Raw genomic sequence first — 13,674 nt, 5'->3', positions numbered from 1 at the left:
ATGCGAAAAAACGGGTTGTGCAGCGCAGCAAAATATGGCTGCATGCGCCTCATCGTCATGCATCAAAAGGGGAATGTCATGTTCGTTGCCGTCATCGCGCTCGCGCTGAGCGGAACCGTCGCCACCGAGAAGAGCCCGGACGATATCGTCTGCCGGACCAAATACGACATGCGCACCAAGATGCGCTCGGGCAAGATCTGCAAGACCCGCGCGGAATGGGAAGGCAAATATGCCGAAGAGGACGCAGCCGCCGATGCGGATGCGGTAAAGTCTCCGGCCGTCGCGGAACAGGTCGCCACTCCGCCCAAACCGCGCTATTGAGCGCGAGTCGGCGCGTTCCAACGCGCCATGGGAGACATGTGATGTTCGTTACGCTTGCACTTGCCGGCCTGTTTGCCGCCGGCACCCCCGCAGTCGCCGAAGATATGGCGGCCAAGGACGATCAGAAGATCTGCCGCCGCGTCGGCCAGACGACCGGAACCCGTCTCGCCCGCAGCACCCGCGTGTGCAAGACGAAGGCGGAGTGGGAGGCCTTTTATCGCCAGTCGCGCGAAGACGCCCGCGAGATGCAGGACACGACGAACGTCCGCATGCCCAGCAACTGATCCGATCGACGCGAGACGGGGCGGCGCGACTGCGCGCCCCGTCCGCGATTTGACAAATTCGTCCAGGTAATTGCAGCCTCGGCTTTCTCTTCATGGAAAAGGAAGGCCGTGCCGATGCTTGCACTCATCCTGGCGCTTGGCGCCACTGCCGGTCTTCAGGCCGGCACCACCCCAGCCACTCCCGAAAAACTTGTCTGCCGCTGGTATCCCGAACCTTCCAGTCGGGTGAAGAAGACGAAGGTCTGCAAAACCCGGGCGGATTGGGAATATTATGACAAGGAAGCGCGGGAGGGTGCGCGCGAGTTGCTGGATACCACCAGAGTCCGGGGTCGTCCTGGCGGCATGTGACCGCATTTTTCCCACCCTCGATTGACAGCGACGCGCTGCCCCGCTAGGCGCGCGCCTTCGCAATCGGCCCCGCACCTCCGGTGAAGCGGCGGCCCCATGTCCCCGGACCTGATGTCCCCGGACCTGGGCGATACCGGAATCGCGATCAGGCGATGCACCATGCCTCGCCGGGTCAACGTCGTTGGCAATTGTAAGGAATTCAACATGTCGAAGCGCTCCAGCGCCAAGTACAAGCTCGACCGCCGGATGGGCGAGAACATCTGGGGTCGTCCCAAGTCGCCCGTCAACAAGCGTGAATATGGCCCCGGCCAGCACGGCCAGCGCCGCAAGGGCAAGATGTCCGACTTCGGCATCCAGCTGCGCGCGAAGCAGAAGCTGAAGGGCTATTATGGCGACATCACCGAGAAGCAGTTCAAGAAGAACTACGAAGACGCGTCGCGGATGAAGGGCGATACCGGCCAGAACCTGATCGGCCTGCTCGAACAGCGGCTCGACATGATCGTCTATCGCGCGAAGTTCGCGCCGACGATCTTTGCTGCGCGCCAGCTGGTCAACCACGGCCATGTCAAGGTGAACGGCGAGAAGTGCAACATCGGGTCGCGTCGCATCAAGCCCGGCGAAACCGTCGAACTGGGCGGCAAGGCGCAGGAAATGGCGCTGGTGATCGAGGCGCAGAGCCTGGCCGAGCGCGACATCCCCGATTATGTCGCGCCCGACGGCGCGTCGAAGATCACCTTCACCCGCGTGCCGACCCTCGATGAGGTGCCGTATCCGGTGAAGATGGAGCCGAACCTGGTCGTCGAGTTCTACTCGCGCTAAGTCCGATCGTCTCTCCGGAGGCAGAAGGGGGCGGTCCATGCGGGCCGCCCCTTTTCGTTTCGGCCTATTTGACCGTCAGGAACGCGGCGCTGCGACGCAGCATCTGCGCGCGTGCCTCACTATCCTCGAGATAGTGGTCGAGCCCGGGGTAGATCACCAGCTCGCTGGCCTTGCCCGCCGCCTTCAGCCGCGAGTCCATGAATTTGGATTGATCGACCGACACGTTGCGGTCGAGATCGCCATGGAACATCAGCACCGGCACCTGGATGCGCGCGGCCTGTTGGGCCGGCGACCCCTCGATCACATGCGGGCCGCTGCCCACGCGCTTGACGACCAGCGGATAGTCGCTCCAGCCGGTCCGCTCCTTCTTCCACCGCTCCATGTCGGTCAGCGGCGCGACCGCCACCACCCGCTTGAACAGCGTCGGATCGACCACCGCCGACTGGAGCGCGGCATAGCCGCCATAGGACCAGCCGAAGATGCTCAGCTTCGACGGATCGGCGATCCCTTCCCGCACCAGATAGCGGCCGGCGTCGGTGACGTCGCCGATCGCGATTTTCCAGTCCTGGAACCCGTTACGCTTGAACCATGCATCGCCATAGCCGGTCGATCCCCGGAAATTGGGCTGGAGCACCGCAAAGCCCTGATTGGCGAAGAACTGGACCAGCCAGTCGAATCCCCAATGGTCGCGTGCTTCCGGCCCGCCATGGGGCAGCACGATCGCCGGAATGTTCTTCCCCGCCGATCCGGGCGGCAGCGTCAGGTAACCGGGGACCATCGTTCCGTCGCCGGCGCGATAGCTGATCGATTTCATCGGCGCGAGCGGCACCTTTTCGAGCTGCGGCCGGGTCAGCATCAGTTCGTTCAGTGTCCCGGCGGTGCGGTCGAACAGGAAATAGCGGCCGGGATCGGTGTCGCTTCCGGCCCAGATCAGCATCCGCTTCAGGTCTTCGCTGCTGTCGACGATGCTGATGATCCCGCCTTTCAGCGCCTGGCCGAGCGATGTCATCAGCTTCTTGAGCGCAGGGTCGAAATATTGCCGTCCGCCCTCCGACATCACTCCGATGATACGATTGCTGCGCCCGACATAAATGAACCCGCCGACGTCGAAATTCGGATCGGCATAGAGCAGCGTCTCGGCGCCCGATCCGTCGAGCGCATAGCTATAGGCCGCCATCCGCCCGTCGAGCTTCTTGAAGCCATAGGCGACGTCCCTTTCGGGATCGACGCCATAGGGGTTGAACTGTGCCGCCTGGTCATCGACGGAGCTCATCGGCAGCCAGTTGCGATCGTCCTTCTTGCGATAGAAATAGCGGACCACGCCGGTCATGAAACCGTCGCCATCATATGCCGTCCGCCCCTGGATACGGACATTGCCGCGGCCGTCGGTGATATATTCGGAAACGTCGCGTCGGGGTTGCTCGACGATCTTCGCGCGCATCGTCATCGTATCGACATCGTCGAGCGTGGTGCCGCCCTTCTGCGCGAGCATCGATCCGGCCTGCGCCTCCTGCACCTGACTGCGGATCATCAGCACATGGCCCGGCTCGCCGGCATTGTAATCGACCACACTGCCGTCCCCCAGCACGGTTTCGACCGCGCGTCCGGCGCCGCGCCGCTGCTGAAGGATCTTGAGGTTGGACCCGTCCGCATCCACCGCGATCGTCCGGCTGGAATAAACGATGTCGGTGTCGAAGCGGCTGACGCCGTACACCGTGCAGAGCAGGCGCGTGTCGCTCGTCCAGCGGCACCCGTCGATCCGGTCGGGCTGGCCATTGCTGCGCAGGATCGGCTTGGCCGCGGCATTGTCACCCAGCTTGACGACGAAAATCGCCGAGCCCTGGCCGCCGCTGGGGCCGACATAGGCGAGCTTGCTCCCGTCGGGGGACAGGCTGGCCTGTTCGACCGACTCGCGCGCGCCGAACGCGGCCGCCGCGTCGAACCGCGCCGTGCTCTGCTGCCCGCTCGCGGCCGGTATCGCCAGAACTGCGGCGGCAAATATCAGGATTCGCTGCATGAATGTTCCCCCTCTCGATGGAGGCTATGGCGGTGCGTGGTGATCGGCAAGTGGGTTCCGCTTGCCCCGTGCGAGCGTCGCTGTCAGAAGTTGCAGCAGTGAATTCAGGGAGAGTTTTGCCCATGCGTTTCGCCCTTTTCGCGCCGCTTGCCCTGCTCGGCCTGGCCGCGTGCAACACCGCGCCCGCGCCGAAACAGGATGCCGCCCTTCCCGATGTCGAGGTTCCGGCGATGCCGATGGATCTGATGAAATCGGCGGTGCAGACATTGTCGTCCGACGCGTTCGAGGGGCGCGCGCCCGGCACCCCGGGTGAGGAAAAGACGCTCACCTATCTGGTCGATCAGTTCCAGAAGGCGGGGCTTCAACCCGGCAACAAGGGCAGCTGGTTCCAGGACGTTCCGCTCGTCGCGATCACCGCGAAGAATGTGTCGAACCTCAGCTTTACCGGCGGCACGACTCCGATCAGCCTGAAATACGGCCCCGAATTCGTCGCCGGCACCTATCGCGTGACGCCGAAGATCGCGGTGAAGGACAGTCCGGTCGTGTTCGTCGGCTATGGCATCAACGCCCCGGAAAAGGGCTGGAACGATTATGCCGGCGTCGATGTGAAGGGAAAGACCGTCGTCATCCTGGTCAACGATCCCGATTGGCAGAGCAAGGACCTGAAGGGCGAGTTCAACGGCCGGGCGATGACCTATTATGGCCGCTGGACGTATAAATATGAGGAGGCGGCGCGGCAGGGCGCGGCCGCCGCGATCATCGTCCACCAGACCGAGCCGGCCGCCTATGGCTGGAACGTCGTCCAGTCGAGCTGGACCGGCGAGCAGCAGGTGGCGGACGCGGCGAACGGCCATATGGACCAGTCGGCGGCGATCGGATGGATGCAGCTCGACAAGGCAAAGGCGCTGTTCGCGAGCGCGGGTCAGGATTTCGACGCGCTGGCGCAGGCGGCGAAGAGCAAGGGGTTCAAGGCGGTTCCGCTGGGGCAGGTGAAGGCGTCGGTCAGCTTTGACAACGCGATCCGCAAGCATGCGTCGAAAAACGTCATCGGCATCCTGCCCGGGGCCAAGCGGCCGGACGAATATGTCCTCTACACCGCGCATTGGGACCATCTTGGCCGGTGCGAGGCGGCGGCCGACGGCGACGATATCTGCAACGGCGCGGTCGATAACGCCACCGGCACCGCCGCACTGATCGCGCTGGCCCAGGCGAACAAGGCGGCCGGCGCCCCCGATCGCAGCCTCGTTTTCATCGCCGTCACCGGTGAGGAATCGGGGCTGCTGGGGTCGGCCTATTACGGCAACAACCCGGTTTATCCGCTCGCGCAGACGGTCGGCGGCGTGAATATCGACGCGATGAGCATGGCCGGTCCGGCAAAGAATGTCGTGGTGGTCGGCAAGGGCAAGTCGGCGATCGACGCCTATCTGGACAAGGCGCTGGCGAAACAGGGCCGGGTCGCGTCGAACGAGCCGACGCCGGAAAAGGGCTTCTATTACCGCTCCGACCATTTCAGCCTGGCGAAGCATGGCGTGCCGATGCTGTATTTCGATGCCGGCGACGACCTGGTTCAGGGCGGCACCGCCGCGGGCAAGGCGGCGGCCGAGGAATATGAGAAGAACCATTATCACGGCCCGAAGGACGAATATGATCCGGCATGGAACTGGGCCGGGGTCGAAAAGGACCTGGCGATCTATTATGCCGTGGGCCGCATGCTCGCGATGACCGCCGACTGGCCCAACTGGGTCGAGGGCGACGAGTTTCGCGGCATCCGCGACAAGTCGAGGGCCGGGGCGAAGTGAAGTCGACCCCGCGGCCCGAATGGGCCAGGCACAAGGCGGTCTGGATCGGCTTTCCCAGCCACCCCGAATTGTGGGATTCGCTGGGCGCCGCGCGAGCGGAGGTCGCCGCCTTCGCGCGCGCCGTCCATGCCGACGGCGCGGGGGAGCAGGTGCTGCTGGTCGCCGCGGACGAGGAGGCGGCGGGCGCCGCCGCGTTGTTGACCGGAGAGGCGGCGCGGATCGTCGTCGCCCCGTTCGGCGACATCTGGCTGCGCGACACCGGCGTGATCGTCGATCGCGACGGCGTCGGCCATGCCTTTGAATTCAATGGCTGGGGCGGCAAGTACGAATATGCCGGGGACGAGGATATCGGTCGTCTCCTTGCCGCGAAGCGCCGGATGGAGGTGGTCGAGCATGACTGGATCCTGGAGGGCGGGTCGATCGACTGGGACGGCACCGGCCTGGTCGTCACGACCGAACAATGCCTGCTCAATCGCAACCGTAATCCGGGCATGTCCCAGCGCGAGGCGGAAGGCCGCCTCTATCGCGATCTCGGGTTCGACCGGGTGCTCTGGCTCGGCAACGGGCTGACTCACGATCACACCGACGGCCATGTCGACAACCTTGCCCGGTTCGTCGGCGAGAACCGGCTGGCGATCCCCACGCCGGAAGAGAATGATCCCAACTGGCTGGTCTATGCCGACGCGGCCCGCCGGGCCGATGCGTTCGGCGTGGAGGTGGTGCGCATCCCCTCCCCGGGCCGGGTGATCCACGCCGACGAGGTGGTGCCGGCAAGTTATATGAACTTCTATATCGGCAATGCCACGGTGGTTGTGCCGGTCTATGGCATGCCGAACGATCACCAGGCGGTCGAAGCGATCGGCGCGCTGTTTCCCGACCGGCGGGCGGTGGGCCTGCGCGCCGACCATATCCTGACTGGCGGCGGCAGCTTCCACTGCATTTCCCAGCAAATTCCCCGGTGACCCAATTCTGGATTCGCGCGCTGCTGTCCGGCGTCATCGTCGCGGCGGTCGCGATGCTGGCACGGCGCAGTCCCGCGCTGGGCGCGCTGGTCGCCTCGCTGCCGCTCATTTCGCTGCTCGGCGCGATATGGCTCTGGCACGATACGCGTGATCCGCTGCGGATGGCGCGCCATCTTGAAGCGACCTTCTGGTATGTGCTGCCTTCGCTCCCGATGTTCCTGCTCGTGCCATGGCTGCTGCGCCAGGGCGTGGCCTTTGGATGGGCGATGGTCGCGGGCTGCGTGACGACCGTGCTTCTGTATCTTCTGACGATCGGCGTCGCCGCGCGATATGGCGTCAGACTGTAGGCGGCGCGCCGACGGCCGTAGCGTTCATCCCGATCGCCGCCCGAGCAGGCGGATCAGCACCGCGGCATGGCCCGCATCGTCGTCCCCCGCGCTCTTGCATTCGGCCTCGATCGTCTCGCGGATTTCCTCCAGCTCGTCCTGGGTCATATGTTCGATGCCGATGAAATCGTCGCGCGCGCCGCGCACCGCGCGGATCAATTCGTCGAGCTTCGCCTGAATCGCGCTCGCGTCGCGATTCTGGGCGTTCTGGATCAGAAAGACCATCAGAAAGGTGATGATCGTGGTGCCGGTGTTGATCACCAGCTGCCACGTGTCCGACCAGCCAAAGAGCGGGCCGCTCACGCCCCAGACGACGATCGTGGTCAGCGCGATCGTGAATGCCACCGGTCGCCCCGCCCATGCGGCGACGGCCTGTGCGAGCGTTTCAAAGGCCTTTCTCATGCCCGGCTTTCCATTTTTCCGCGAATCGCCGCGGGATGATGCAACTCTGGACCGTTTCCGGCTAAGGACAAGCCATGAGCAACATCACCGTCGCCGCGCTTCAGCTCGCCTTCTCGACCGACACCGCGCAGAATATCGCCAATGTTACCGAACTCGTCCGCGAGGCGGCGGGGCGGGGGGCGCAGGTGGTCCTGCCGCCCGAGCTGTTCGAGGGCGAATATTTCTGTCGCGTCGAGGACGAGGCGCTGTTCGCGACCGCCCGGCCGCGTGCGAGCCATCCGGCGGTCACCGCGATGCAGGCGCTCGCCGCCGAGCTGCGCATTCATATCCCGACCAGTTTTTTCGAGGCGGACGGGCCGCATTTCTACAACAGCCTCGCGATGATCGGCCCCGACGGCAAGGTCGCGGGCGTCTATCGCAAGAGCCACATCCCCGATGGCCCGGGCTATGAGGAGAAATATTATTTCCGGCCGGGAAATACGGGATTCAAGGTGTGGGAGGGGCCGGCGCGGGACGCGACGATCGGCGTCGGCATCTGCTGGGACCAATGGTATCCCGAAACCGCGCGGACGATGATGCTGATGGGGGCGGAGCTGCTCTTCTATCCCACCGCGATCGGATCGGAACCCTATGACGCCGATCTCGACACCAGCCGCATGTGGCGGCGGGCGATGATCGGCCATGCGGTGTCGAACGTCGTTCCGGTGGTCGCCTCGAACCGCATCGGCACCGAGGGGGGCCAGCGCTTCTACGGCCACAGCTTCATCTGTGACGAATGGGGCGATATCGTCGCCGAATTCGGGGCGGAGGAAACCGGCGTGCTCACCGCCACGCTCGATCTCGACCGCGCCCGCCGGCATCGCGCCGGCATGGGCTTCTTCCGCGACCGCCGACCGGAACTGTACCGGCGGATGATCGAGGATGTGTGATTGAAGGCTGCGGCCTCGGCCCGCTCCCCCACCGGGCCACCCATGTCATCCTGCCGTTGGGTGGCCGGGTGGGGGGCGGGCCGGCGCCGCAGCCGTGCAAAAGGTGGTGGAAGGGACTGGATTCGAACCAGTGTACGCTCACGCGGGCAGATTTACAGTCTGCTGCCTTTAACCACTCGGCCACCCTTCCATGCGGCACGCCGAAGCGAGCGCGAGCCAATGCCGAAGGCGCTCGCGCCTGTCAACGGCTGGCTGCATCCTTTGCGCGCCGTCTTGCGTCGCGGTCGCGTGCCGCCTAGCGACGGGGCATGAGCCAGAGGCCAAGACGAGGGCATCGCCCGCAATCCGGACCGGGCGGCAACCGGCCGCGTTTCTGGGGTCGCCATGCCGTGATCGCCGCGCTCGCCAATCCCGAGCGGACGGTGCGCAGGATATGGGGAACGCGCGAGGCGCTTCAGGCGCTCGACCTGCCGCCGGTGCTCCCGATCACCTATGCCGACGCCGCCGATCTCGGCCGGCTGGTTCCGCCCGATGCGCCGCATCAGGGGCTGGTGATCGAGGTCGATCCGCTCGACGAGATCTGGCTGGGCGACCTGCTGGAAGCGGGGGAGGGCGATCGCCGGCCGCTGCTGGTTCTCGATCACGTCACCGATCCGCACAATGTCGGGGCGATCCTTCGCTCCGCCGCGGCGTTCGACGCGCTCGGCATCGTCACCCAGGATCGGCACGCGCCGCCCGAATCGGGATCGCTGGCACGCGCGGCTTCGGGCGCGCTGGAGGTGGTTCCCTGGGTCCGGGTCGTCAATCTGGCGCGCGCGCTGGATGAGATCGGTGAGGCCGGGTTCTGGCGCATCGGCCTTGCCGGCGAAGCGAGCGGTTCGCTGGCACAGGTGATGGGCGACACCCGGCCGGCGCTGGTGCTGGGCGCGGAGGGTGAGGGGATGCGCCACAACACCGCCGCACATTGCGACGACCTTGCGCGCCTGCCGATCTCGCCTAAGGTCGAGAGCCTGAACGTGTCGAACGCCGCCGCGATCGCGCTCTACGCCGCCGCGGCACGCTGATCGCGCGGACGAAGAGGGGGACTTGCGATGATCGAACGGTTCAAGGGGATGGCGCTGGCACTGCTGGCGCCGCTGCTGCTGGTCGGCTGCGCCTTCGCGCCGGGCAAGTTCACCTCAACCCTGACCATCCTCGCCGATCGCAGTTTCACCTTCACCTATCAGGGCGAAGTGGTCGCGATCGATATCGCCGGTGCGATGGCGAAGGGCATGGGCGACGCGTTCAAGGGAGGGGATGAGGATAAGGAGAGCAAGACCAGCATGACGCGCATGCTGCGCGGCGCGGCGTGGAAACAGGATGTACCCAAGATCGAGGGGAAGCCGCCCGCCGAAGATGACGCGGACGCCCGTGAGAAGGAGGCGAAGTTCAAGGCGATCGCCGCGGCGCTGGAAAAGGAACCCGGCTATCGTTCGGTGACCTATCAGGGCGATGGCGTCTTTCTGATCGACTATGCGTTGACCGGAAAGCTGACGCACAATTTCCTGTGGCCCTACAACCTCGACGCCGAAGTGGTGTTTCCCTTTGTCGTCGTTGAAATGCGGGGGAGCGATCAGGTGCGGGTGAAGGCGCCCGCCTTTGCGAACACCGATTCGCCGACCAAGGGCAAGGGCGGCGGCAACGCGAAGCTGGACGGGACGTTCACCCTCGTCACCGACGGCGATATCGTCAGCCAGAATAATGAGGCCGGCGCCACCCGCGCGGGCGGGCGCGGCACCGTCACCTGGAAGGCGACCCCGTTGACCAAGGATGCGCCGATGGCGGTCATCAAGGTCGCGCCGCTGAACTGAAACGGGCGCCGGCGCCGGGCGGCGCGCAATTGGGCGCCGCCGCCGCTGCGATCAGTCCTCTGCCGCGATCGTCACCTTCAGCCCGTCCAGCGCCGGCCCGAACTGGATCTGGCAGGACAGGCGCGACGTCGCGTTGCGGTCCGCCGAACTGTCGAGCAGGTCGTTCTCGTCCTCGCTCATCGGCGGCAGTTTGTCCGCAAATTCCGGATCGACATGGACGTGGCAGGTGGCGCAGGAGCAACAGCCGCCGCACAGCGCGAGCAATTCGTCGAACCCGTTGTCCCGGATCACTTCCATGACGCTCAGGCCCGTTTCGCCCTCGACTTCGCGTTCTTCTCCTTCGCGCGTGACGACGATAAGCTTGGGCATGATCTTCTCCTCCGTGTGTCGCGCCCATGCCGGGCTTCGGCGCAGCTTTCAAGGTTTGCGCGCATGGGCCTGACCGCCGAACAGCTTCGAACCGCGCTCGACGCGATCGCCGGCGCCGAACCGCTGATGGCGGCCGCGGTCGCGCGGGTGGGGTATCCGGAGCCGCGAATCAGGGCGCCGGGCTACGAAACGCTGCTGCGCACGATCGTTGGCCAACAGGTCAGCGTCGCCGCCGCCGCATCGATCTGGAACAAGCTGGCCGCAGGACTGGGCGACCTGACCCGGCCGGAGATCGTCGCGGCGGCTTCCGACGAGGCGCTGCGCGCCGCCGGCCTGTCGCGGCAAAAGGCCGGCTATGCCCGCAGCCTCGCCGACGAGGTGACGAGCGGGCGGCTCGATCTCGCCAGCCTTCCCGCCGATGACGAGGCGGCGATCGCCCAGCTGGTGCGGGTCAAGGGGATCGGTCGCTGGTCGGCGGAAATCTATCTGTTGTTCGCCGAGGGGCGGCCCGACATCTGGCCCGCCGGCGATCTGGCGGTGCAGATCGAGATCGGGCGGATCATGGGCCATGCCGAGCGGCCGTCCGAAAAAGTGACGCGTGAGCTTGCCGAACCATGGCGCCCCCATCGCGGCGCGGCGGCGATCCTTGCCTGGCATCACTACAAGGCGGAGATGGACGTGATCTGACGCGTCAGATCGCATTGCCCAGCCCGGCCGACAGGTGATCGACCAGGCGGCGCACCTTGGGCAGCAGATGGCGGCGTTGCGGATAGACCGCCCAGACCGGCTCGTCGGGCGGGCGGGAGTCCGTCAGAAGCGGCACCAGCCGCCCGTCGGCCATCGCGTCGCGGATATAGAAGGAAGGGAGGTGGCAGATGCCCATGCCGGAGATCGCCGCATCGGCGACCGCCGATCCGCTGTTGCATTGCCAGCGCGGCACCGGCCGCCACGCCCGCACCGCGCCCCCGCTGGCGAAGTGCCAGCTGCGCGCGGAGCCGACGATGCAGTCATGCCGGGCCAGATCGTCGATCGTGCGGGGAACGCCTCGCCGTTCCAGATAGGCGGGCGCGGCGCACAGATCGACCTGCCGGCGGGTAATCTGGCGCCGCAACAGCCGGGTATCGCTCAGCGCGCCGGTCCGGATGGCGAGGTCATAGCCCTCCGACACCAGATCGACGACGCGATTGGTCAGGTCCAGTTCGATCGCCAGGCGCGGATAGTCCTGGGCGTAGCCACGTACCAGCGGCGCGACGAACCGCTCGCCCAACGAGATTGAACAGGTGATGCGCAGCGCGCCCTGCGGCTCGCCATTCGCCTCGACCATGGCGAACGCCTCCTCGCGCTCCGCGATCAGCCGCTGAAACTGTTCGACCAGCAACCGTCCGGTATCGGTGACGCGTACCGAGCGGGTGGTGCGCGCGAAAATCTGGGTCTGCAACCGCTCCTCGCACCGCGCCACCGCGCGGCTGACATGCGAAACCGACACGTCGAGCCGGCGGGCGGCGGCGACAAAGCTGCCCGATTCGGCTACGGCGGCGACTTCGTCCACGCCCTCCCACTGGTTCACCATCGCGCGATATTGTCCCTGTTGTGCAATGGAGTTTTGCGAACCCTAGCGATTTTCTCTCGTCGGCAAAGAAATTAGGGAGGGCGCGAAGCAGGAGAAGCATGCCATGAAAACCCGCGCCGCCGTTGCGTTCGAAGCGAAGAAGCCGCTGGAGATCGTCGAACTGGATCTGGAAGGGCCGAAGCCCGGCGAGGTGCTGGTCGAGATCATGGCCACCGGCATCTGCCATACCGATGCCTATACGCTCGACGGGTTCGACAGCGAGGGGATCTTTCCCAGTGTCCTGGGACATGAGGGCGCGGGCATCGTGCGCGAGGTGGGCGCGGGCGTCACCAGTGTGAAGCCCGGCGATCACGTGATCCCGCTCTACACCCCGGAATGCCGCCAGTGTAAGTCGTGCCTCAGCGGCAAGACGAACCTGTGTACCGCGATCCGCGCGACCCAGGGCAAGGGGCTGATGCCCGACGGCACCACCCGCTTTTCGTACAAGGGCCAGCCGATCTTTCACTATATGGGCTGCTCCACCTTCTCGAACTTCACCGTGCTGCCCGAGATCGCGGTGGCGAAAATCCGGGAGGACGCCCCGTTCCAGACCAGCTGCTATGTCGGCTGTGGCGTCACCACCGGCGTCGGTGCCGTGGTCAACACCGCGAAGGTCCAGGCGGGCGAGAATGTCGTCGTGTTCGGTCTGGGCGGCATCGGCCTCAATGTGATCCAGGGCGCGAAACTGGTCGGCGCGGACCGCATCATCGGCGTCGATATCAATCCCGACCGTGAGGAATGGGGCCGCAGGTTCGGCATGACCCACTTCCTGAACAGCAAGGGGTTGAGCCGCGACGAGACGGTGGCGAGGATCGTGGAACTGACCGATGGCGGCGCCGACTACAGCTTCGACGCGACCGGCAATACCGAGGTGATGCGCACCGCGCTCGAATGCTGTCATCGCGGCTGGGGCGAAAGCGTCATCATCGGCGTCGCCGAGGCCGGCAAGGAAATCGCCACCCGTCCGTTCCAGCTGGTGACCGGCCGGGTGTGGAAGGGGACGGCGTTCGGCGGGGCGAAGGGGCGCACCGACGTGCCGAAGATCGTCGACTGGTACATGAACGGAAAGATCGCGATCGATCCGATGATCACCCATGTCCTGACCCTTGACGAGATCAACAAGGGTTTCGATCTGATGCACGCTGGCGAGAGCATCCGCTCGGTCGTCGTCTATTGAGGAGGGAAGCGATGTTCACGCACATCATGGTCGGCGCAAGCGATGTCGAGCGAAGCCGGGCGTTCTACGACGCGACCATGGGCGCGCTTGGCTATGATCCCGCCCAGGCGCCGGCCGGTGCGGGCCGCCTCTTTTACGGCGGCTTCGGCACGGGCGCGCTCGGCGTCGGACATCCCGCCAATGGCGCGCCGGCCAGCTTTGCCAATGGCGGCACGATCGGCCTCGCCGCGCCGGACAAGGATGCGGTCGATGCCTGGCATGTGGCGGGCATCGCCAATGGCGGCACCGACGAAGGCGCTCCGGGCGTCCGGCCGAATGCGCCGGGCCGGGCCTATGGCGCGTATCTGCGCGATCCCGACGGCAACAAGCTGTGCGCCTTCTGCCAGTTGCCGGCGTAAGACG

17 protein-coding genes and 1 tRNA gene are annotated in these 13,674 nt (G+C 65.7%); 13 read left to right on the top strand and 5 right to left on the bottom strand.

Going from position 1 to position 13,674, the window contains the following annotated elements:
• The first annotated feature begins 78 nt into the window (after window positions 1–78).
• The 4 genes from KF783_RS03455 to rpsD all read left to right on the top strand — a co-directional run bounded on the left by KF783_RS03455 (window position 79) and on the right by rpsD (window position 1,772).
• Window positions 79–321, top strand: a complete 243-nt coding sequence (locus tag KF783_RS03455) for a hypothetical protein (protein ID WP_294076596.1) — start codon at window positions 79–81, stop codon at window positions 319–321.
• Between the two features lie 41 nt (window positions 322–362).
• Entirely contained in the window at window positions 363–605 is a 243-nt protein-coding gene (locus KF783_RS03450) for a hypothetical protein (RefSeq protein ID WP_294076594.1), read from the top strand.
• 114 nt (window positions 606–719) lie between these two features.
• Complete coding sequence (locus tag KF783_RS03445; RefSeq protein ID WP_294076592.1) at window positions 720–953, top strand: hypothetical protein; 234 nt, start codon at window positions 720–722, stop codon at window positions 951–953.
• A gap of 204 nt (window positions 954–1,157) precedes the next feature.
• Window positions 1,158–1,772, top strand: coding sequence for a 30S ribosomal protein S4 (rpsD, locus tag KF783_RS03440; RefSeq protein ID WP_294076590.1), 615 nt, complete (start codon window positions 1,158–1,160; stop codon window positions 1,770–1,772).
• Window positions 1,773–1,836: 64 nt separating this feature from the next.
• Here the strand turns inward: rpsD and KF783_RS03435 are convergent, their stop codons facing one another.
• Window positions 1,837–3,789: an alpha/beta fold hydrolase gene (locus tag KF783_RS03435; protein WP_294076588.1), complete on the bottom strand. Its 1,953-nt coding sequence runs from the start codon at window positions 3,787–3,789 to the stop codon at window positions 1,837–1,839.
• A gap of 122 nt (window positions 3,790–3,911) precedes the next feature.
• Here KF783_RS03435 and KF783_RS03430 point away from each other — a divergent pair, with 122 nt between their 5' ends.
• The 3 genes from KF783_RS03430 to KF783_RS03420 are packed head-to-tail and all read left to right on the top strand — an operon-like array spanning window position 3,912 to window position 6,897.
• Window positions 3,912–5,588 carry a M28 family metallopeptidase gene (locus KF783_RS03430; RefSeq protein WP_294076586.1) on the top strand — a complete coding sequence of 559 codons (1,677 nt, stop codon included), beginning with the start codon at window positions 3,912–3,914 and terminating at the stop codon, window positions 5,586–5,588.
• Window positions 5,585–6,550 (top strand): agmatine deiminase family protein, encoded by a 966-nt coding sequence (locus KF783_RS03425; protein ID WP_294076585.1) that lies wholly within the window; start codon window positions 5,585–5,587, stop codon window positions 6,548–6,550. Before KF783_RS03430 ends, KF783_RS03425 begins: the two co-directional genes overlap by 4 nt.
• On the top strand, window positions 6,547–6,897 hold the full coding sequence (locus KF783_RS03420) for a DUF3147 family protein (RefSeq protein ID WP_294076584.1): 351 nt from the start codon (window positions 6,547–6,549) through the stop codon (window positions 6,895–6,897). The genes KF783_RS03425 and KF783_RS03420 overlap by 4 nt, the downstream gene beginning before the upstream one ends.
• A gap of 24 nt (window positions 6,898–6,921) precedes the next feature.
• Here the strand turns inward: KF783_RS03420 and KF783_RS03415 are convergent, their stop codons facing one another.
• On the bottom strand, window positions 6,922–7,338 hold the full coding sequence (locus KF783_RS03415) for a low affinity iron permease family protein (RefSeq protein WP_294076582.1): 417 nt from the start codon (window positions 7,336–7,338) through the stop codon (window positions 6,922–6,924).
• A 74-nt stretch (window positions 7,339–7,412) separates the two neighbouring features.
• On the opposite strand from KF783_RS03415, the gene aguB reads away from it, so the two are divergent.
• Window positions 7,413–8,267 (top strand): N-carbamoylputrescine amidase, encoded by an 855-nt coding sequence (gene aguB / locus KF783_RS03410; RefSeq protein ID WP_294076581.1) that lies wholly within the window; start codon window positions 7,413–7,415, stop codon window positions 8,265–8,267.
• Window positions 8,268–8,371: 104 nt separating this feature from the next.
• Here the strand turns inward: aguB and KF783_RS03405 are convergent.
• Window positions 8,372–8,457: transfer RNA gene (locus tag KF783_RS03405), tRNA-Tyr, on the bottom strand.
• 118 nt (window positions 8,458–8,575) lie between these two features.
• On the opposite strand from KF783_RS03405, the gene rlmB reads away from it, so the two are divergent.
• Window positions 8,576–9,331 (top strand): 23S rRNA (guanosine(2251)-2'-O)-methyltransferase RlmB, encoded by a 756-nt coding sequence (gene rlmB, locus KF783_RS03400; protein ID WP_294076579.1) that lies wholly within the window; start codon window positions 8,576–8,578, stop codon window positions 9,329–9,331.
• A 27-nt stretch (window positions 9,332–9,358) separates the two neighbouring features.
• Window positions 9,359–10,117 carry a hypothetical protein gene (locus tag KF783_RS03395; RefSeq protein ID WP_294076577.1) on the top strand — a complete coding sequence of 253 codons (759 nt, stop codon included), beginning with the start codon at window positions 9,359–9,361 and terminating at the stop codon, window positions 10,115–10,117.
• Between the two features lie 51 nt (window positions 10,118–10,168).
• On the opposite strand, the gene KF783_RS03390 is transcribed toward KF783_RS03395, so the two are convergent.
• Window positions 10,169–10,486: a 2Fe-2S iron-sulfur cluster-binding protein gene (locus KF783_RS03390; RefSeq protein WP_294076575.1), complete on the bottom strand. Its 318-nt coding sequence runs from the start codon at window positions 10,484–10,486 to the stop codon at window positions 10,169–10,171.
• A 63-nt stretch (window positions 10,487–10,549) separates the two neighbouring features.
• Here KF783_RS03390 and KF783_RS03385 point away from each other — a divergent pair, with 63 nt between their 5' ends.
• Window positions 10,550–11,173 (top strand): DNA-3-methyladenine glycosylase 2 family protein, encoded by a 624-nt coding sequence (locus tag KF783_RS03385; protein ID WP_294076574.1) that lies wholly within the window; start codon window positions 10,550–10,552, stop codon window positions 11,171–11,173.
• 4 nt (window positions 11,174–11,177) lie between these two features.
• On the opposite strand, the gene KF783_RS03380 is transcribed toward KF783_RS03385, so the two are convergent.
• Window positions 11,178–12,056, bottom strand: coding sequence for a LysR family transcriptional regulator (locus KF783_RS03380; protein ID WP_366511690.1), 879 nt, complete (start codon window positions 12,054–12,056; stop codon window positions 11,178–11,180).
• A gap of 103 nt (window positions 12,057–12,159) precedes the next feature.
• Between KF783_RS03380 and KF783_RS03375 the strand changes: the two genes are divergently transcribed.
• Together KF783_RS03375 and KF783_RS03370 are read left to right on the top strand one after the other, a co-directional pair.
• Window positions 12,160–13,272, top strand: coding sequence for an S-(hydroxymethyl)glutathione dehydrogenase/class III alcohol dehydrogenase (locus KF783_RS03375; RefSeq protein ID WP_294076572.1), 1,113 nt, complete (start codon window positions 12,160–12,162; stop codon window positions 13,270–13,272).
• A gap of 11 nt (window positions 13,273–13,283) precedes the next feature.
• Window positions 13,284–13,670, top strand: coding sequence for a VOC family protein (locus KF783_RS03370; RefSeq protein WP_294076570.1), 387 nt, complete (start codon window positions 13,284–13,286; stop codon window positions 13,668–13,670).
• The last annotated feature ends 4 nt before the right edge of the window (window positions 13,671–13,674 follow it).

The organism is Sphingomonas sp. (genome assembly GCF_019635455.1).
Taxonomy (GTDB): domain Bacteria; phylum Pseudomonadota; class Alphaproteobacteria; order Sphingomonadales; family Sphingomonadaceae; genus Sphingomonas.
The sequence above is the reverse complement of the archived record's forward strand: the minus strand, read 5'-3'. Positions and strand labels throughout refer to the sequence as shown.